Raw genomic sequence first — 17587 nt, 5'->3', positions numbered from 1 at the left:
TGTATGGACAATAAACCGTTTATTTCAGTGAGTATTAAAACACTCAATGAATCTGAATGTATTGAGAAGACGATTGACAGCATCCGTAAGCAGCTTATTGACTATCCACATAAAATTATTGTGGCAGATAGTCTCTCAACGGATAACACCCAACAGCTTGCGATCGATAAAGGGGTGACCGTAGTGTCCTTAACTGACCCTGGCGATCGCTGCTGTGGCGTCGGGCACCAGTTAGGTTATCTGTATAGTGAAGGGGAATATCTGTTGTTGATGGACGGCGACATGGAGCTGGAAGAAGGATTTGTGGATCAGGCAGTCGCCTTTTTGCAGGCTGAACCAGAATATGCAGGCGTTGCGGGAACCGTTGAAATGGATGATGCCGTTAACTATGAATTTAAGTCTCGTAAGCAACGCATTAATAAAATCTATCCGCTCGGGGATAGCGACCATTTAGGCGGTGGTGGATTATATCGTCGCTCTGCGATTGAGAAAGTTGGTTATCTGACTAATCGTAATTTGCACGCGTATGAAGAGGCTGAGCTGGGTCTGCGTTTAATCGAAGCGGGCTATAAACTGCGGCGTCTGGATATTCCTTATTTTATTCATACTTCGCATACCATGCCGACCTTTCAGATGCTCAAGCACCGTTGGAAAAGCGGATACTATCAGGCCCCTGGCGAGCTTTTACGTTGTGCCTGGGGAAAACCTTATTTCGGCAAAGCGTTAAAAATGGTCAGGAACGAGGCGATTTTTTCTGTTTACTTGATTGGCTTGTTCATTGCGGCGGTGACCTTCAATCTTGAACTTTTCGACATTGCATTTCTGCCCTTACTTGCATTTATTGCCCTGAAAACCGTACAGAATCGATCGTTATTAAACGGCCTGCAAAGCGTAATGAACCTGGCCGTGCTTTCTGCCGGGCTGGTTAAAGGGTTGACTAAACCAGTACGCGATCCGTTGACTCCACCCAACAGTAAAATCATTCATGAATAACCGGGGCAGGCGCCATGAAAGTATTATTAGTTAACAAGTTTTTTTTCATTAAAGGCGGCGCGGAAACGGTTTATTTTCAAGAGCGCGATATGCTGAAACAGGCCGGAGTGCAGGTTATTGATTTCTCTATGCATCATGATAATAATCTCCCCTCGGACTATGCGGATTATTTCGTCAGCAATGTGGACTACCACAAAGAGAGCAATCTGCTGGGCGGTATCAAAACGGCGGTTAACTTTATTCATAATTCGCAGGCCTGCAAAAAAATGCTGGCGCTATTAGAAAAAGAGCGCCCGGATATTGTCCACTTTCACAACATCTACCATCAGTTAACACCGGCGTTGATTAAAGTTGCGCGTAATTTTGGCAGCAAAACGGTGCTGACTGCGCATGACTATAAGATTGTGTGCCCCTCGTATTCCATGCTGCGCGACGGCAAAGTGTGCGATTCCTGTATTACCGGGACGGTTTTCAATGCCTTCAGGTATCGTTGCCAGGAAGGTTCAGCCTCAAAAAGCTTACTGCTCTCCCTGGAGGCAACCTGGCAGTACATTGCACAAAACTATCAGGCGCTGGATGTGATTATTTCACCGAGTGTTTTTTTACGAGGTATCCTGCTGCGTACGCTGCCAAATTCGCGCATTGATGTCATCGTCAATGGCGTTGATGACAGTCGTCCCCTGGCCGAAGTAAGCGATGAGGGCTATATGCTGTACTTTGGCCGTCTGAGCCGTGAAAAGGGCGTGGCAACGTTGTTGGAAGCGCATAAAAAAATGCAGAACAGCGCGCCGCTGAAAGTTGTGGGGCACGGTCCGTTGCATGATGAATTAGCCGCCAAATACCCTGATGTTGAATTTTTAGGTTATGTGCAACAAGGAGAAGCCCTCGACAAGCTTATTAAGCATGCGCGAGCGGTGATCCTTCCTTCTGAATGCTATGAAAACTGTTCTATGGCGATATTGGAAGCGATGTCTTTAGGCAAGCCGGTTATTGGGTCGCGCATTGGCGGCATCCCGGAACAAATTCGTGACGGTATCGAAGGGATTTTATTCGAACCAGGCAATGCGCAGGAGTTGGCAAATGCGATGGACGCCCTGACTGACTCGCAAGAGAAGGCGCGGAATATGGGCTTACATGGCCGTGCGCGGTTGAGTGAAAAATATGCGCTCAGTAAACATATGGATACCTTACAGGCGCTGTATAAAGAACTGCTGAGCAGGCCATAGTATGAGTAAAAAAATAACGGTTTTTGGAACGCGTGGTATTCCCGATGTATTGGGCGGTGTGGAGACACACTGTCAGAATCTTTATCCTGCCATTAAGCAGCAGTTCGACGCGGATATTTGCGTGATTGCTCGCTCGCCATATGTAAATTACAAACGATCGGTCTATAAAAAAGTCGAAACCTACGCGCTGTGGGCACCCAAAAAGCGCTCGCTGGAAGCTATTGTCCATTCCGTTTTAGCGGCGTTTAGGACACGTATCGACCATTCGGATATTGTGCATGTCCATGCTATCGGCCCTGGTCTTGTGATCCCACTCTTACGCGTGATGGGTAAGAAGGTGGTTTTCACCCACCACGGACCTGATTACGATCGTCAGAAATGGGGTTTCGTTGCAAAAAAAATATTGCTGCTGGGCGAACGTTGGGCGGTGAGATATGCCAACGAGGTGATTGTGATTTCTGAAGTTATTAATCAACTGATCCAGAAAAAACATGGTCGCTATGATGCGCATTTAATTCACAATGGCGTAAATGAGCCGCGGTTGTTATCAGAGCTCACCATCGACAATACGCTCTCCCGCTTTGGGCTGCAGCCGAAAAATTATCTCGTTGTGGTTGGGCGGTTTGTGGAAGAAAAAGGGATGCATGATGCCATTGCCGCCTATCAACACAGTGGTTTGACCATGCCGTTAGTGTTAATTGGTGATGCGGATCATCCAACCGAATACAGCATTCGCCTCAAAAAGCTTGCCGCCGACACGCCTGGTGTCGTGATGACCGGTTTCTTACGTGGTGATGAGCTGCAGGCGGTGTTTTCGCAGGCCAGGCTATTTGTGATGCCTTCATACCATGAAGGATTGCCCATTGCGCTGCTGGAGGCAATGTCATTTTCTCTTCCGGCCGTCGTCAGTGATATTCCTGCTAACCTTGAAGTTCAACTGCCTGCCGAGACCTATTTTAAGGTGGGAGATGTAACCGGTCTGGCCGAAAAATTAGGCCAAGGGGTAACAGCAAATAGCGTGGACTATCGTGTATATTTGCAAAACTACAATTGGCATGAAATCGCCAAAAAGACGGTTAACGTCTATCACTCAATTGATAAAGATATAGGTTAATTTTGACCAGTCCTCAAAATCGTCCCCCCGTCATCGAACGATTTTATACTCATCTTGATGAGACGATTGCGCAGGGGTTGACCCCTGAACAAAAAGAAGGGGTGGAAAATGCGATCCTGGCCTCGACGCTGGCTTCGCGGCATCAGATCGATATTCGCAGAAGCTTTCCCTTTTTCAGTAAGCGTTATTATCTGGTTTTTTTGTTTGGCAGAGATTTACGCCGCCAGCACCGCCAGGAATCGACCCTGTCGAGAATGTTGCTCACTTTTTTGCTGCTGATTGCCGTGCTGTTCGTCACCTGCTGCGTATTGTTGACGCTGTATATGATCAAATCCGCGTTAGGTATTGATGTGTTCCAAAATTTTCACGTAGGTATCTGGGATTGGTGGTTAAGTCTGAAAAACCACTAGCGTTAACAAACCTGTGGAGGCATTACTGCGATGAAGTGTAAATGGGTTTCTGCGCTGTTGTTAATGTCCTTTCCGTTAACGGTCATCTCCGCATTAACGACCGTAACCCCCAAAGCATTAACTGGCCCGCTGACCAATCCGGGGATTGGCGTGGCAAGTTTTCATCAGGGATACGGTGAAACGCTGGGGCTGGCGGACTATCCCAATACCGGATTTGAATACGACCGTTTTTACTGGCGGGACCTGGAGCCAGTCGAAGGCCAGTATAATTTTGCGTTGGTGGATGATGCCTTCAAATACGCGGCGGCACATCGTCCAGCAATGAATGTCGGGCTACGATTTATGGTACTGGCAGAGCCGGAAAGCGGCTCGCAAATTCCTGACTGGCTGATTAAAAAAGGCGTGAAAGGTACCTGGACGCCGGATAAAAAGACATTTGCCCCGGATTTAGACGATCCTCTGTTCATTCAATACAGCCAGCGTCTGTTGAACGCATTTGGTAAGCGCTACGATGGTAATGAGAATCTCGCGTTTGTTGATATTGGCATGGTGGGATCATGGGGAGAATGGCATAACAGCAACTTCCCGAACCTGAAGCCATTACTGGAGCGATACACCACGGCGCAACTGGATCGCTACGTCGCGATGCACTTTTCTGCTTTTCCGGTGACGCCAAAAAACATGCTGATAAGCGGCGGACAAAGTCTGGCGAATGCGGTGGAGCGTGGGGCAGGATGGCGTGCGGACTGTTGGGGGGACCTGCGCGTATTTTCGGAATCCTGGAACCATATGACTGATGATTACCCGCAGCGATTGCTGGCTGCGCAGCAGAGTTATTCAGGGTTCAACGACGCCTGGAAACGTGCGCCGGTCAGTCTGGAAATCTGTTCATATATGCAAGACTGGAAGAATACTTTTCATTATACGCGTGCCGAAGTGCAGGGTATTTTTGACTGGGCGGTCAAACAGCACGCCAGTACCATTAACCTGAAATCGAGAGCGATACCCAGCGACTATCGACCGATTGTCGACGATGCGCTGACCAAATTAGGCTATCGATTTCGCCTGGCCTCCCTGAGCCATGAGTCTGTGTGGGACAGCGGACAAACGCTGACATTGAACAGTACCTGGTACAATGAGGGTGTCGCTCCGATTTATCTGCCTTATATGTTGGCATTCCGTGTTGTGGACAATGCTAATAAGGTGGTGGCACAGGGGAATTCCGCGGAGGATATTCGCCGCTGGCTCCCCGGAAAGTATCAGGTCAGTTATGCGTTATCTATGCCAGGCCGACTGGCAAAAGGGCAGTACGCGATTGAGGTTGCGATGTTGGATAAGTCGGGTGCGGCGAGAATTAACTTTGCCAATGAAGGGAAGCAGAACAGCGGCTGGTACCGGGTATCAACAATAACAGTACAATAGTAAGACACAGCAACGAGCCTGACGGTCAGGCTCGCTGTTGTGAACATTAAATTTGATACCCATTCGGGTTGTTTTTTTGCCAGTTCCAGGTGTCACGCATCATTTCATCAAGGCTGTAGATGGCCTTCCAGCCTAACTCCTTATATGCCAGCGATGGGTCAGACCAACATTCGGCAATGTCTCCTGGTCTTCTGGCGACAAACTGATAATGAATTTTGGTCTGGGCCGCTTTCTCAAACGCCTTAATCAGATCAATCACGGAATAACCGACCCCGGTACCGAGATTAATCACCTTGTAGGCAGCGCCTTTGTTCTGGCAATCAAGCGCGGCTAAATGACCAGTCGCCAGATCCATGACGTGGATATAATCACGCACGCCGGTTCCGTCAGGGGTTGGATAGTCATTACCATACACCGATACGGTTTTAAGCTTACCAATTGCGACCTGGGAGATGTATGGCACCAGGTTGTTTGGGATACCGTTAGGATCTTCACCAATGCGACCCGATGGATGAGCGCCGACCGGGTTGAAATAGCGCAGGCAGGTAATGCGGAAATCAGGTTGCGCACGTGAGAAATCGGCCAGAATCTGTTCGACCATTAATTTAGAGGTGCCGTAGGGATTGGTGGTACCGCCCGTGCGTGATTGCTCGCTCAACGGCACGCTTTCCGGATTACCGTATACCGTAGCTGATGAGCTAAAAATGAAACGATTAACGCCTGCGGCCAGCATCTCATCCAGTAAAACCAGCGTTCCGGTGACGTTGTTTTCATAGTAGGCAAGAGGTTCTTTTATCGACTCGGAAACCGATTTGAGCCCTGCAAAATGAATGACATCGGTGATGTGATGGTTGGTAAAAATGTTTTTTAAGGCCTGTCTGTCGAGAACATCGGCGATATAGACAATGGGTTCCTTTCCGGTAAGTTCCGCGACCCTGTCCAGCGATATCCGACTCGCATTTGCCAGATTATCGATGACAACGACATCATCGCCTCTTTCCAGTAGTGATAAAACAGTATGTGAACCAATATAACCTGCACCACCTGTGACAAGAATTGCCATACAGACTCCAGAAAAATGCTAGAAACCCGACCAATTTTCTACCAATGTCACCTGAGAATCCAGTGAATCAGTTGTGTTGCCGGGAAAGGTAGATGTTTCTGTATTTTACCATAAATTTATATGATAGTTTTTTTAAGATAGCCAACAGACTGAACTTATTGATTTTTGTATCATAAGCAATGTAATTATTTGAGAAATTCAGCGTATGAACACCGTCACTGTGGTTGATCGATGAATTGATTTGTTCGATCAGATTCTCATCAAAGTTAATATCGTTAAGTGTAACTAGTTCTTTGATATAGATAGATTTTCCATAAGTTTCGGGCGTGCATTCCTGGGTGAGAAAGTACATTTTATTATCGACAAGATAAGGGGTACCAGCTCCTCGATGATGATGATTACTCACCTTTAATGTAGGGGTGATCCGCTGCCACTGACCGTGAAGATGCTCTGCGGAATGAATAATTATTTTATTATCCATGGTGGTCGACAAAAGATAGCAAGTCTCATTTATTGAAAGAAAAATGTTATCTGTGACTTCGGTGTCAGAGAGTAGAACTTTAATTTTCTTCCAGCGCGCAGGAAACTCTACCGACTGGAACAGGAGCACTTCTTTTCTTTCTGATGATTCCGGGATCATGAAGAGTTGATTGTTGATATTAATCAGGAAAGGGAATGACAAATGACACCTCAGGTCGTCAAATCCTTCAAGTTTCACATCATCAATTTCAGTTAGTTCACGATCAAGAATGCGGCATCGGAGCGTGCCTTTCGAGTTGCGGAAGCTAAAAGCTTCATAAAAAACATACAGTTTGTCGTCTTTTTCAATAAGAAAAGGATCGGCCTGAAACGTATATTTCTTTTTTAACTGCTGCGCAGCAGATTTATTCAATATTTCCAGGGTGTTATCAGGGAATAAGTGTGTACCATGATCCTTAATAATCATGATATCCCACGACTCATGATAGAATAACATGTTTATTATTCTTTTCATTTTCGCTTGCATTCGTACCGGCTCCTTTTTATCGCTTGCACCATGTATGAACAGCTACTTGCGGGGCAGCTCATGAGACTTGTCGCAATGTCGCAATGTTGTATGAATGTGCGAAAACCGCGTGGTAACACCTGCGGTTATTTTAATGTTAGTGACAAGGATGTTTTTTGTCCATAGCACCAAAGTAGGTAAAAATTATCCAGAGCATCCTTGCTCCAGTGGAAGAATTACTCGAAATGCACCTGCGGGTTTTCAGCAAGGGAAACGTAGGTTTTGCTGTTTTTATCCAGGGTACGGATTTCACCGCTTTCGATGTCATATACCCAGCCGTGCAGACGAAGAGCATTATTTCTCAGTCCAACCGCGACACAAGGATGCGTTTTAATGTTGTTGAGCTGCGCGATAACGTTCTCTTCCACCATGGCGTTAACTTTATCGATTGGGTTAGCCCAGGTTTTTTTCTCGACCACGGCTTTCGCGGCATCGGCATAGTGCAGCCAGTGAGCCACAGCAGGCATCGGATCCAGAGGCTGGCTATCGGCGATGGCTTTCATCGCGCCGCAGTTGGAGTGTCCGCAGATGACGATATCCGTCACGCCAAGTGCCACAACCGCGTATTCAATAGTCGCGGATACGCCACCCGGTTCCGGGCCGAAAGAGGGGACGATATTACCGGCGTTGCGGATAACGAAAAGCTGTCCGGGGTCTTGCTGAGTAACGAGTTCTGGCACCAGGCGGCTATCGGAACAGGAGATGAAAAGCGCTTTAGGATTTTGGCTGGATGCCAGGCTGCGAAAGAGTTCCTTGCGTTGAGGGAAAATCTCTTTTTGGAAGTTGAGGAAGCCCTCAATGATATGTTGCATAGCAGTGTCTCTTTTCTCTGTTTAAGCAGGTTATGATGAAGATCACACTTTCCAGTTTAACACCAGCCGACAGAAGAGAAAGACTTTATAGCAGTTCTGCAACATCTTTGGCTAACTTTTCTCCACCGCGGCGAGGCGAATAGCGTGATGTGCGCTACGTGCTTTCCCCTTTTTTGCCAATAAATCGGAGTTGTAGCGATAGCCAGCATTCACGCGATACCGTACATTTTTATATGTATCCACATTTTAAGGAATCATCATGTCCAGACTTCGTGCTTTAGCAACAGCTTTAGTCGCCGTTGCCGCGATGACGATGTGCGCCACCCCAGTATTGGCCAACCCCGGTAATGGCAACGGCAATGGTAATAGTGGCAACCATGGAAATAGTAGCAATCATGGTAATAGCGGGAATAAGGGCAATAGCCAGAAAGGCAATTCGCAGGCAGAACAACGTAAAAATTATGGTAAGCCGGACCATGTTGATAGTGACATCAGCTATAACGTGGCCAGACAGTATGCCGTCAGATATGGTTTGACGGGTTATAAGTCACTGCCTCCGGGTATCGCCAAAAATCTGGCGCGAGGAAAGCCGCTTCCTCCGGGGATCGCTAAGAAAAGTGTTCCATCCTCTATGCTGAATCAATTGCCGTATTATCCAGGTTATGAATGGCAGGTTGTGGGCGACAATCTGGTGTTGATTGCACTGAGTACGGCGATTGTCACCGCGGTAATTAATGGTGTGTTTGATTAAGTATTTTCGGGCTTAATGTGCTCTGTTCTACCGATGAGAAGCCCGCGTTGTGCGGGCTTCTCAGTTAATAAGGAAAGCTTACAGTCCGTACAGTTTTATTTTTCTATAGAGCGTGGCAATGCTGATCCTCAGTTCTGTCGCGGCTTGCTTTTTTCCCTCAACGCTTGAGCCGAATCGCTGGATGACGTTTTCGATAGCCTCCCTTTCCGCCTGTTTTCCTTTGCTGGCAAGCTGTCGGGGTTGCGTGGTCATCGTCGTTTTTCTACCGTCAGCGGCGGTAAGCAGGTAAGGGGGAAGATGGCTGGCGTTGATCCCAGCGGCTTCTCCGCGCATCACAAAAATGTATTCGATCACGTTGCGTAATTCACGAATGTTGCCCGGCCAGTGCCAGGCATAAAGGCGATTAATAACGTCATCAGGCAGCTTTTGCGGTGGTCGCTGGTAACTGACCGAAAACTCATCGGCAAAATACTGTGCGAGGACCGCAATATCAGCCCGGCGTTCACGCAGGGAAGGAAGTACCAGAGGGACCACGTTCAGGCGATAGAAAAGATCTTCACGAAACTGATTATTTTCCACCATCGCGTTAATGTTTTTGTTAGTTGCGGCAATAATGCGCACATCAATATTGATGGTGTTATTAGAGCCAACGCGGGTGATCGCCTTTTCCTGCAATACTCTGAGCAGCTTGGCCTGCAGGTGTAGTGGCATATCGCCAATCTCATCCAGAAACAGGCTGCCGCCGTTGGCCAGTTCAAATTTCCCCATTCGCCCTTTAGGATCAGCCCCGCTGAATGCGCCGCGAACATAACCAAACAGTTCGCTTTCCAGCAGTTGTTCTGGGATAGCCGCGCAGTTGATTGTTACGAAAGGCGCGGCTTTACGGGGACTGCTCTGGTGAATGGCAAATGCCACGACCTCTTTCCCCGAGCCACTTTCCCCGGTGATGAGCACGCTGGCGTAACTGTTGGCGATTTTACCTATGGTACTTCTGAGCTGTTCCATTGAGGGAGAGTGACCAATTAGTCGTACCTGTATGTCGGACTCATAAGGGGATGGAGTAAGGTTACTCAGGTAGTCGTGTGCATCACGAAAGATAACCATGGTTAAGCGATCGTTATCCTGTGAGGAGAGCGAAATTTGTTTGCACAGTACATGATGTTTCTGACCTTCAAGCGTCAGCCACGCTTCTTCATCGCCATACAGGCTGTCCCCGGTTGTTTCAATGGTCAGAGGTAATCCCTGAACCTCACGGTTGAGGATGCGATCGGCTGAATGATTGGCATGCCAGATAAGACCCTTGCCATCAATCGCTACCACGCCGCGGTCCATGGCATCGATCAGACGCCGAAATGCGCCAAGCGTTTCCTGTGCGCGTAAACGTTCCAGGCATTCAAAGACCTTACTGGAGATCATTACGGCGATTTGCTCAATAAAGGTGACAAATTTATCAATCTGGCTCAGTAACGTGTCACGCTGTGCCTGGGTTGAGCAAATAATCCCGATCACGCCAATCACGCGATTATTGAGAAAAATAGGTGCGTTCAAATCCAGCATTTCAGAACAGTAGTGGTGTTTTTCACATAACTGACACAGCGGATGCTCGCCGGGGTTTTTGATCAGTACCGTTTCTCGCACCTGCAATACGTGATGATAAATGTAGCCATTTTTGGCCACGTTCTCATTGAGCATATGCCGGTATTTCCCGGTACCCGCGATGCGCATTAAAGATTCATCAATGATTTCAACGTCCGTGCCCGTTATGCCAGAAATAGCGTCGGCGTAATTGCATATATCATCCTGAATATTGCTTAGTACTGAAATCATGGTACTTCTCCGGCGGTGTGTCACATTTCTCAAGGAAAATGATAAATAGGCGAAACAATGCAAAAATGATTTGCGAAAAATCAATCTACCACGCTGTTTTTGAATGTTTTTCTTATTTTATCTTCCGCGATCACACTATTTATCAATGATGAGAATTTATCAAAGTGAGGCGATAAACTGATGCATTGATATTTTCGGTTGTCAATTTTAAATTTCATTTAATTTGTTGAAATTAAAGCCTTTATTAAAATATTTATAAGAATTTACTCAATTCATAAAAAGCTGGTAAGTATTTTGCTCTATTGCCAATACCGATAACGGAAATATCTCTGTATTGCACCGATTACAGGGAATGAAATACCAGGACAATGAGGTTTTATGATGCAGGAAAACTTATCATTTTTTATCAACCAGACACCGTTTACCGAACATCCGAACGCGCCGCTGGCACCGTTTAGCCGCCAGGAACTGGTAAAAGCGTTGAATTTTCATCGGTCTATTCCGGGCTACGCGCCGACGCCGCTATATACGCTACCGGCGCTTGCACAAAAACTGGGCGTAAAAAATATCTACCTCAAAGATGAATCTCAGCGTTTTGGCCTGAAAGCCTTCAAAGCGCTGGGTGGCTCCTATGCGATGGCGTGCCATATCGCTGAATTAGTTGGTAAGGATATCAGTGAACTGCCGTTTGACGTGATGACCAGCGAAGAGGTTCGTCACGATCTGCAAACCGTCACGTTTGCCACCACCACTGATGGCAACCACGGTCGCGGCGTGGCATGGATGGCGCGCCAACTGAAGCAAAACGCCGTGGTTTATATGCCGAAGGGCTCTTCGCAGCAACGTCTGACTTCTATCCGTAACGAAGGTGCTATCGCTGAGATCGTCGATATGAACTATGACGATGCGGTTCGTATGACCGCGGAGCAGGCCGAAAAGTATGGCTGGATTGTCGTGCAGGATACCGCCTGGGAAGGATACGAAAAGATCCCGCAGTGGATTATGCAGGGCTACGGCACGCTGATGCTGGAGGCGATAGATCAGCTGCATCAGGTTGCGCCGACTCACATTTTTGTGCAGGCAGGCGTCGGCTCGTTTGCCGGCATGGTTCAGGGAATGGTGACGGCAGCCTGGGGGGAGAATCGCCCGAAAGTGATCGTCGCCGAAGCGTTAATTGCCGATTGCCTCTACCGCTCAGCCCGTTCGAAAGAGGGGGATGCCATTGCGGTGGGCGGTGATTTACAAACCGTGATGGCCGGTCTCGCCTGCGGTGAGGCGAACAGTATCGGCTGGAAACTGCTGCGCGACTATGCCAACGCATTTGCTTCCTGCCCTGATGAAGTTGCAGCGTTAGGCATGCGCATGTTGGGCAACCCGCTGGCAGGCGATCCACAGATTATTTCGGGTGAGTCAGGTGCGGTTACTACCGGTCTGCTGGCGCTGTTGATGACCTCACCTGAACTGGCGCAAACGCGTGAGCAACTGGGGCTGGATGCGCACTCTCGTGTGCTGTTAGTCAGCACCGAAGGGGATACCGACCCGCAACAATATCTGGATATTGTCTGGGGCGGACAGTACCCGGGCATCAACAAATAATTCCCTGATTAAGAGATATAACGGAGAAACCCATGTTATCTGCAAACCGCATTGAAGAAGTCATTAAAAACTGTCAGGCGCTGATCCAACAAAAAAGTTATTCCGGTCAGGAAGGGGAAGTGGTTAATGCCATAAAAACAATGATGCAGCATTACCAATTCGATGACATCCACGTTGATAAGTACGGCAACATTGTTGGCGGTATTGTCGGCAACCAGCCAGGGAAAACGTTGGTTCTCGATGGTCATATCGATACCGTGCCGGTGAACGAAGAGAAGTGGTCCCGCAACCCATACGGCGGCGATATTGAAGATGGCAAAATTTATGGTCGCGGCACAACTGACATGAAAGGTGCTGTGGCGGCGATGATCTCCGCCGTGGGCTTTTTCGGTCAGGACAATCAGCGAAATTTTGCCGGGAAAATCTACGTTGCGTGCATCGTGCATGAAGAGTGTTTTGAAGGTATTGCCGCTCGCCTGGTCAGCGAGCGCTATAAGCCAGACTACGTGATCATCGGTGAAGCTTCCGAGTTAAACCTGAAAATTGGTCAACGTGGCCGCGCTGAAATTGTGGTCGAAACCTTTGGTAAACCCGCGCACTCCGCTAACCCGCAGGCGGGGATTAACGCGGTGTACAAAATGGCGCAATTGATCGACAAAATTCGCACGATCACGCCGCCAACGCATCCGGTTCTGGGGCCTGGCATTCTGGAACTGACCGACATTAAATCTTCGCCGTACCCGGGGGCCTCGGTGGTACCGGATTACTGTCGCGCAACCTACGATCGCCGTTTGCTGGTGGGTGAAACCAAAGAAAGCGTGATTGCTCCGCTGGAAAATGCGCTTGCGGAACTTATTGCTCAGGATCCGCAGTTTAAGGCCCGAGTATCCTACGCGGTGGGTCAGGAGTCTTGCTATACCGGCGCCACGATTGAGGGAGAGCGTTTTTTCCCAGGCTGGGTGTTCGACGAGTCCGACGAATTCGTGCAGGCAGCGTTGGCGGGCGTTCGCGAGGCTGGCTTTAATCCAACCATTACGCAGTACTCATTTTGTACCAACGGCAGCCACTATGCGGGCGAAGCGGGAATCAAAACCATCGGCTTCGGTCCTTCACGAGAAAACCTGGCACACACCATTGATGAGTATATCGAGATCGAGCAATTAACCGGCTCGGCCAGCGGCTATTACAGCATTATCCAGACACTCTATCGCCAATAAAAATAAAGATAACCACCTCTTACCTTACAGGCGGTGTAGCTCAGCAGCACCGCCATGGAGAATAACGATGAAAACCATTTTCAAAAACGGAAATGTAATCGATGGGACGGGCAGTGAAGGCAGAATTGCCGATGTGATGGTTGATGAAGGACGTATTGTCGCAATCGGCCAAATTGAGGTTGGCGTCAATGAGCAGGTTATTGATGCAACCGGAAAAATAATTTGCCCTGGCTTTATTGATACCCATACGCACTCTGACCTGTCAGCCATTATTAACCCCGCGCTGTCGGCAAAAATTCGTCAGGGTATCACCACCGAACTGTTGGGCCAGGATGGCGTCGCCTTAGCGCCGCTACCTGAAGAATATATTCCAGCCTGGCGTAAAAATATCGCCGGACTGGACGGTGACACCGACAAAATTGACTGGAAATATAAAAATACAGACGGTTATCTCAATCTGCTGGCATCGCGTCAGCCGGCGACAAACCTCGCGTATTTAGTTCCTCATGGCAATGTGCGCATGGAAGCGATGGGCCTGGATGGGCGTCCTTCGACCCGTGAAGACGTGGCGAAGATGTGTGAGGTCCTTGAGCGGGAGTTAAAAGCCGGGGCATTTGGACTTTCCACTGGTCTTATCTATATGCCTTGCGCCTTTGGTGATACTGCCGAAATGATTGAACTGTGTAAGGTCACGGCGAAATATGACGGGATTTTTGTGGTGCATCAGCGCAGTGAAGCTGACGATATTATCAACTCAACCCAGGAACTGATTGATATAGCCACAGCCACCGGCGTCTGGCTGCATATTTCGCATATGAAGGTTTGCGGCAAGAAAAACTGGGGGCTGATCGACCAAATGCTGGGCATGCTGGAACAGGCGCAGAAAGAGGGGATTCGTATCTCTTTCGACCAGTATCCGTATGTGGCGGGCAGCACGATGCTCGGCGTGATCCTGCCGCCCTGGGTTCACTCCGGCGGTACGGACAAATTACTTGAGCGTCTCGCCTCGCCCGAACTGCGCGCCAAAATGATTGACGATATTCAGCAGGGCATTCCTGGCTGGGATAACTTTATCGATTTTGCCGGTTTGGACCAGATTTTTGTCACCAGCGTGAAAACGGCAAAAAATCAGGATGCTGTCGGTTTGAACCTCGTCCAGTTGGGCGAGCTGCGTGGAAAAGATCCGTACAACGCCACCTTCGATCTGCTCTTTGAAGAGGAAAACGCCGTGGGGATGGTCGACTTCTACGGTACCGAAGAGCACGTGATTAAGTTTCTCTGTCGACCTGAACAAAACGTCTGTACCGATGGCTTGATGGGGGCTGGCAAACCGCACCCGCGCGTGTTTGGCGCATTCCCTCGCGTGCTCGGTAAATATGTTCGTGAAGAGGGATGTCTGAGCTGGGAAGCGGCAATCCGCAAGATGACGGGGAAACCTGCTGAAGTATTGGGTTTGCAGGATCGCGGACTGCTGAAGGTCGGTTATGCAGCGGATATCGTGATGTTCGATCCGAACACAATTGCGGATAAAGGCACTTTTGTTGAACCCAATCAGTACCCGGAAGGGATTGAAATTGTCATGGTTAATGGGCGCATTGCCTTAATCAATGGCACGGAAAGTTATGCCTGTAGCGGTACGGTTATTAGAAAACAATATTAATAAATAACGCTAAACACGCATGGATCTATCGCGACTATTTATGGCCGCGGTAGATCACTACACCCTAAGGACATCACAATGAACCTACAAACGTCTTTACCTTCAGGTAAACCCAAGACCTGGAAAGCAAGATATACCGTCCTGACACTGATCTGGCTGGCGTGGCTGCTCTCTTTTCTCGACAGAATGGTGATGAGCGTTTCACTCCCTTATATTGGCAAAGATTTAAATCTTGATACGACTCAACAAGGTTTAATTATTAGCGCCTTTTTTATTGGTTATGCCGCGTTTCAAATTCCCGGTGGATTACTGGCGGATAAGTTTGGCTCGCGAAAAATCATGGCCATTGGTATTGCATGGTGGTCTGTGTTCACCAGCTTAACCGGCGCTGTGCTGACGCTGCCGCTGATGTTAGCAGTACGTTTCTTCTTTGGTATCGGTGAGGGATGTTTTCCGTCGGCCTCATGGAAGATGATATCAACCTATTTCCCGTCGAAAGAACGTGGCCGCGCCACGGCGATTCAGTCAACGGTAAACACCTTAGGCCCAGCGCTGGCGGTAGTCGTGGCGGCAAGCATCATCGGGGCATTTGGCTGGCACATGGTTTTTATCGTGCTGGGTATTCCCGGTCTGTTTATCGCCGCAGGTATCTACTTATTTACGCGTGACAACCCGAAAGATCACCCTGCCATTACGCAACAAGACCTGGCGGAGCTGGCTGCTGACGACCAGGGGAGCCTGCAAAACACCAGTGCTATCGCGTTTAAAGACGTACTCAAAATGCCGGTGCTCTGGCAAATGGCCAGTATCTGGTTTTTGTTTGATATCACCTTCTGGGGTTTTTCAACCTGGCTGCCAAGCTACCTGATTACCGTACGAGAGTTTTCTCTGGCAAAGACCGGTGTCATGGCGGCCATTCCCTTCCTGTTCGGGGCCGGTGGAACATTATTAGGCGGTTATTGCTCAGATAAATTCAAACCCCAGCGTAAAACGCTGTATGTCGTAACCTCTGTTATTGCCGCGGGTTTCCTGTATCTGACCTTCAGCGTGAGCAGTGCAGATATGGCGGTGGTTTATCAGTGTATTTCAGCCTTGTTCATGTTCTTCGCTATGGCAACGTTCTGGGGTATTTTGATGGATACCATTCCCAGCAACATCATGGGGCGGGCATCCGGTATTGTTAACTTTGGCGGCCAGATGGCAGGGGTTGTATCAGCGCCCATCATCGGCTGGTTGATCCAAAGCAGCGGCGGAAGCTATAACAGCGCCTTTATCTTTATGATTGCCGCACTGTTGTGCTCAGCTGTCGTTACACTGACAGTCAAAAGCTCGCATGCAGTAGGGGCATTGCCCAGTAAAGCCTGATTTATCGCTGCCTCCCTGTGGCACTGCTGCTCCAGAGCTGCGGGGAGTTTCTCTCTAAATTCAGCAGGTTTGTACTCTTGTTCTCCATATTTGACCTGGTATGAAATTTATTTTTAGATAGCTATTCACATATCCCCCCTCGCAGTTCTGATGAACTATATGCCGGTTATATGTCCCAAATCATTAAGAATAAATCATAATAAATGAGAGATTTGTCCTACGCGTGTAGGAATATTCCTTTTATGTTGTGTTAATGGTTTGATATTTAGATATGCTCAAGGTTTAAAATTTGTAAATTACAGTGTTGCGTTTATACTTTGTTCTGCATTTTTATAAAAAATGAATAAAATATACGCGTGATTATGTTAGGATTTACCTGATAAAGCCTTATTTTCAGAAATTATAATGTTGAAGGCTCGCCTGCTCTATAGCCATCGCCTCTCTTTATTTATCGGGATTCTTATACGCAATGAACGCGATAATCGTTGACGATCACCCATTGGCACGCATTGCCATCCGCAACTTACTCGATACTAATGGTATCGCTGTGACCACCGAACTCGACAGCGGAGATCAAGTGGTTCAAACCGTTGAAAAAACTAAGCCGGAGCTGTTGATTATCGATGTAGATATTCCCGGTATCAGTGGCATCGAAGTGCTGGAGCAACTGAGAAAGCGGCACTATGCTGGTGTAATCATTATCATTTCAGCCAAAAATGAATTTTTTTACGGCAAACGTAGCGCCGAATACGGTGCCAACGGATTTGTGAGTAAAAAAGAAGGTATGAATAATATTCTTGCCGCAATCGAAGCAGCAAAAAATGGCTATAGCTATTTTCCCTTTTCCCTTGAGCATTTTACTGGTTCATCCGTCAGCGAGCAGGATAAGCTTGATACGTTGTCGAATCAGGAAATGAGAGTATTGCGTTATATCCTTAATGGCATGGATTACAGCTCAATTGCCAGCAAAATGAATATCAGTAATAAAACGGTGAGTACCTATAAAAGCCGGTTGATGGAAAAATTAGATTGTTCATCATTAATGGAAATCTATGATTATGCGCAGAGAAATAAAATAGGATAGAG

At 48.0% G+C, this 17587-nt stretch carries 15 protein-coding genes; 11 read left to right on the top strand and 4 right to left on the bottom strand.

The features are described 5' to 3' along the window. Window positions 1–3: 3 nt before the first annotated feature. The 5 genes from OGV89_RS10870 to OGV89_RS10850 are packed head-to-tail and all read left to right on the top strand — an operon-like array spanning window position 4 to window position 5165. Window positions 4–993 carry a glycosyltransferase family 2 protein gene (locus tag OGV89_RS10870; RefSeq protein ID WP_032938081.1) on the top strand — a complete coding sequence of 330 codons (990 nt, stop codon included), beginning with the start codon at window positions 4–6 and terminating at the stop codon, window positions 991–993. A 14-nt stretch (window positions 994–1007) separates the two neighbouring features. Beyond that, window positions 1008–2219: a glycosyltransferase family 4 protein gene (locus OGV89_RS10865; protein WP_032938078.1), complete on the top strand. Its 1212-nt coding sequence runs from the start codon at window positions 1008–1010 to the stop codon at window positions 2217–2219. A 1-nt stretch (window position 2220) separates the two neighbouring features. Further along, window positions 2221–3333 (top strand): glycosyltransferase family 4 protein, encoded by a 1113-nt coding sequence (locus OGV89_RS10860; RefSeq protein WP_032938077.1) that lies wholly within the window; start codon window positions 2221–2223, stop codon window positions 3331–3333. A 2-nt stretch (window positions 3334–3335) separates the two neighbouring features. After that, window positions 3336–3743: a hypothetical protein gene (locus tag OGV89_RS10855; protein WP_032938074.1), complete on the top strand. Its 408-nt coding sequence runs from the start codon at window positions 3336–3338 to the stop codon at window positions 3741–3743. Between the two features lie 30 nt (window positions 3744–3773). Beyond that, on the top strand, window positions 3774–5165 hold the full coding sequence (locus OGV89_RS10850; RefSeq protein WP_048217227.1) for a DUF4832 domain-containing protein: 1392 nt from the start codon (window positions 3774–3776) through the stop codon (window positions 5163–5165). A gap of 46 nt (window positions 5166–5211) precedes the next feature. On the opposite strand, the gene galE is transcribed toward OGV89_RS10850, so the two are convergent. The 3 genes from galE to OGV89_RS10835 all read right to left on the bottom strand — a co-directional run bounded on the left by galE (window position 5212) and on the right by OGV89_RS10835 (window position 8085). Further along, window positions 5212–6228 (bottom strand): UDP-glucose 4-epimerase GalE, encoded by a 1017-nt coding sequence (galE, locus tag OGV89_RS10845; RefSeq protein WP_032938069.1) that lies wholly within the window; start codon window positions 6226–6228, stop codon window positions 5212–5214. Between the two features lie 67 nt (window positions 6229–6295). After that, the gene (locus OGV89_RS10840; RefSeq protein ID WP_048217228.1) at window positions 6296–7234 is read right to left on the bottom strand and encodes a glucosamine inositolphosphorylceramide transferase family protein; all 939 of its coding nucleotides are present in this window, start codon (window positions 7232–7234) and stop codon (window positions 6296–6298) included. Between the two features lie 215 nt (window positions 7235–7449). Next, window positions 7450–8085, bottom strand: coding sequence for a carbonic anhydrase (locus OGV89_RS10835; protein ID WP_003037157.1), 636 nt, complete (start codon window positions 8083–8085; stop codon window positions 7450–7452). 259 nt (window positions 8086–8344) lie between these two features. Between OGV89_RS10835 and OGV89_RS10830 the strand changes: the two genes are divergently transcribed. Next, the gene (locus tag OGV89_RS10830) at window positions 8345–8836 is read left to right on the top strand and encodes an anti-virulence regulator CigR family protein (protein ID WP_003037154.1); all 492 of its coding nucleotides are present in this window, start codon (window positions 8345–8347) and stop codon (window positions 8834–8836) included. A 78-nt stretch (window positions 8837–8914) separates the two neighbouring features. On the opposite strand, the gene OGV89_RS10825 is transcribed toward OGV89_RS10830, so the two are convergent. Further along, window positions 8915–10663 (bottom strand): sigma-54 interaction domain-containing protein, encoded by a 1749-nt coding sequence (locus OGV89_RS10825; protein ID WP_048217229.1) that lies wholly within the window; start codon window positions 10661–10663, stop codon window positions 8915–8917. Between the two features lie 381 nt (window positions 10664–11044). Here OGV89_RS10825 and dpaL point away from each other — a divergent pair, with 381 nt between their 5' ends. The 5 genes from dpaL to evgA all read left to right on the top strand — a co-directional run bounded on the left by dpaL (window position 11045) and on the right by evgA (window position 17585). Continuing rightward, window positions 11045–12259: a diaminopropionate ammonia-lyase gene (gene dpaL / locus OGV89_RS10820; protein WP_032938125.1), complete on the top strand. Its 1215-nt coding sequence runs from the start codon at window positions 11045–11047 to the stop codon at window positions 12257–12259. 32 nt (window positions 12260–12291) lie between these two features. Continuing rightward, window positions 12292–13476: a YgeY family selenium metabolism-linked hydrolase gene (locus OGV89_RS10815; RefSeq protein WP_003845983.1), complete on the top strand. Its 1185-nt coding sequence runs from the start codon at window positions 12292–12294 to the stop codon at window positions 13474–13476. A gap of 67 nt (window positions 13477–13543) precedes the next feature. Beyond that, window positions 13544–15136 (top strand): N-acyl-D-amino-acid deacylase family protein, encoded by a 1593-nt coding sequence (locus OGV89_RS10810; RefSeq protein WP_003845981.1) that lies wholly within the window; start codon window positions 13544–13546, stop codon window positions 15134–15136. A 78-nt stretch (window positions 15137–15214) separates the two neighbouring features. Next, window positions 15215–16501, top strand: a complete 1287-nt coding sequence (locus OGV89_RS10805) for an MFS transporter (RefSeq protein ID WP_003839760.1) — start codon at window positions 15215–15217, stop codon at window positions 16499–16501. A 469-nt stretch (window positions 16502–16970) separates the two neighbouring features. Next, complete coding sequence (gene evgA, locus OGV89_RS10800; RefSeq protein WP_003839762.1) at window positions 16971–17585, top strand: acid-sensing system DNA-binding response regulator EvgA; 615 nt, start codon at window positions 16971–16973, stop codon at window positions 17583–17585. Window positions 17586–17587: the final 2 nt, after the last annotated feature.

Source organism: Citrobacter sp. Cf125, assembly GCF_030333935.1.
In the GTDB taxonomy this organism is placed as follows: Bacteria; Pseudomonadota; Gammaproteobacteria; order Enterobacterales; family Enterobacteriaceae; genus Citrobacter; species Citrobacter freundii.
The sequence above is the reverse complement of the archived record's forward strand: the minus strand, read 5'-3'. Positions and strand labels throughout refer to the sequence as shown.

What these genes read in the sequence shown, in the direction of transcription:
- OGV89_RS10850 (WP_048217227.1), top strand. Translation starts at nt 3,774, where the DNA reads ATGAAGTGTAAATGGGTTTCTGCGCTGTTGTTAATGTCCTTTCCGTTA.
- dpaL (WP_032938125.1), top strand. Translation starts at nt 11,045, where the DNA reads ATGCAGGAAAACTTATCATTTTTTATCAACCAGACACCGTTTACCGAA.
- OGV89_RS10865 (WP_032938078.1), top strand. Translation starts at nt 1,008, where the DNA reads ATGAAAGTATTATTAGTTAACAAGTTTTTTTTCATTAAAGGCGGCGCG.
- OGV89_RS10835 (WP_003037157.1), bottom strand. Translation starts at nt 8,085, where the DNA reads ATGCAACATATCATTGAGGGCTTCCTCAACTTCCAAAAAGAGATTTTC.
- OGV89_RS10860 (WP_032938077.1), top strand. Translation starts at nt 2,221, where the DNA reads ATGAGTAAAAAAATAACGGTTTTTGGAACGCGTGGTATTCCCGATGTA.
- OGV89_RS10825 (WP_048217229.1), bottom strand. Translation starts at nt 10,663, where the DNA reads ATGATTTCAGTACTAAGCAATATTCAGGATGATATATGCAATTACGCC.
- OGV89_RS10810 (WP_003845981.1), top strand. Translation starts at nt 13,544, where the DNA reads ATGAAAACCATTTTCAAAAACGGAAATGTAATCGATGGGACGGGCAGT.
- evgA (WP_003839762.1), top strand. Translation starts at nt 16,971, where the DNA reads ATGAACGCGATAATCGTTGACGATCACCCATTGGCACGCATTGCCATC.
- OGV89_RS10870 (WP_032938081.1), top strand. Translation starts at nt 4, where the DNA reads ATGGACAATAAACCGTTTATTTCAGTGAGTATTAAAACACTCAATGAA.
- OGV89_RS10840 (WP_048217228.1), bottom strand. Translation starts at nt 7,234, where the DNA reads ATGCAAGCGAAAATGAAAAGAATAATAAACATGTTATTCTATCATGAG.
- OGV89_RS10830 (WP_003037154.1), top strand. Translation starts at nt 8,345, where the DNA reads ATGTCCAGACTTCGTGCTTTAGCAACAGCTTTAGTCGCCGTTGCCGCG.
- OGV89_RS10805 (WP_003839760.1), top strand. Translation starts at nt 15,215, where the DNA reads ATGAACCTACAAACGTCTTTACCTTCAGGTAAACCCAAGACCTGGAAA.
- galE (WP_032938069.1), bottom strand. Translation starts at nt 6,228, where the DNA reads ATGGCAATTCTTGTCACAGGTGGTGCAGGTTATATTGGTTCACATACT.
- OGV89_RS10815 (WP_003845983.1), top strand. Translation starts at nt 12,292, where the DNA reads ATGTTATCTGCAAACCGCATTGAAGAAGTCATTAAAAACTGTCAGGCG.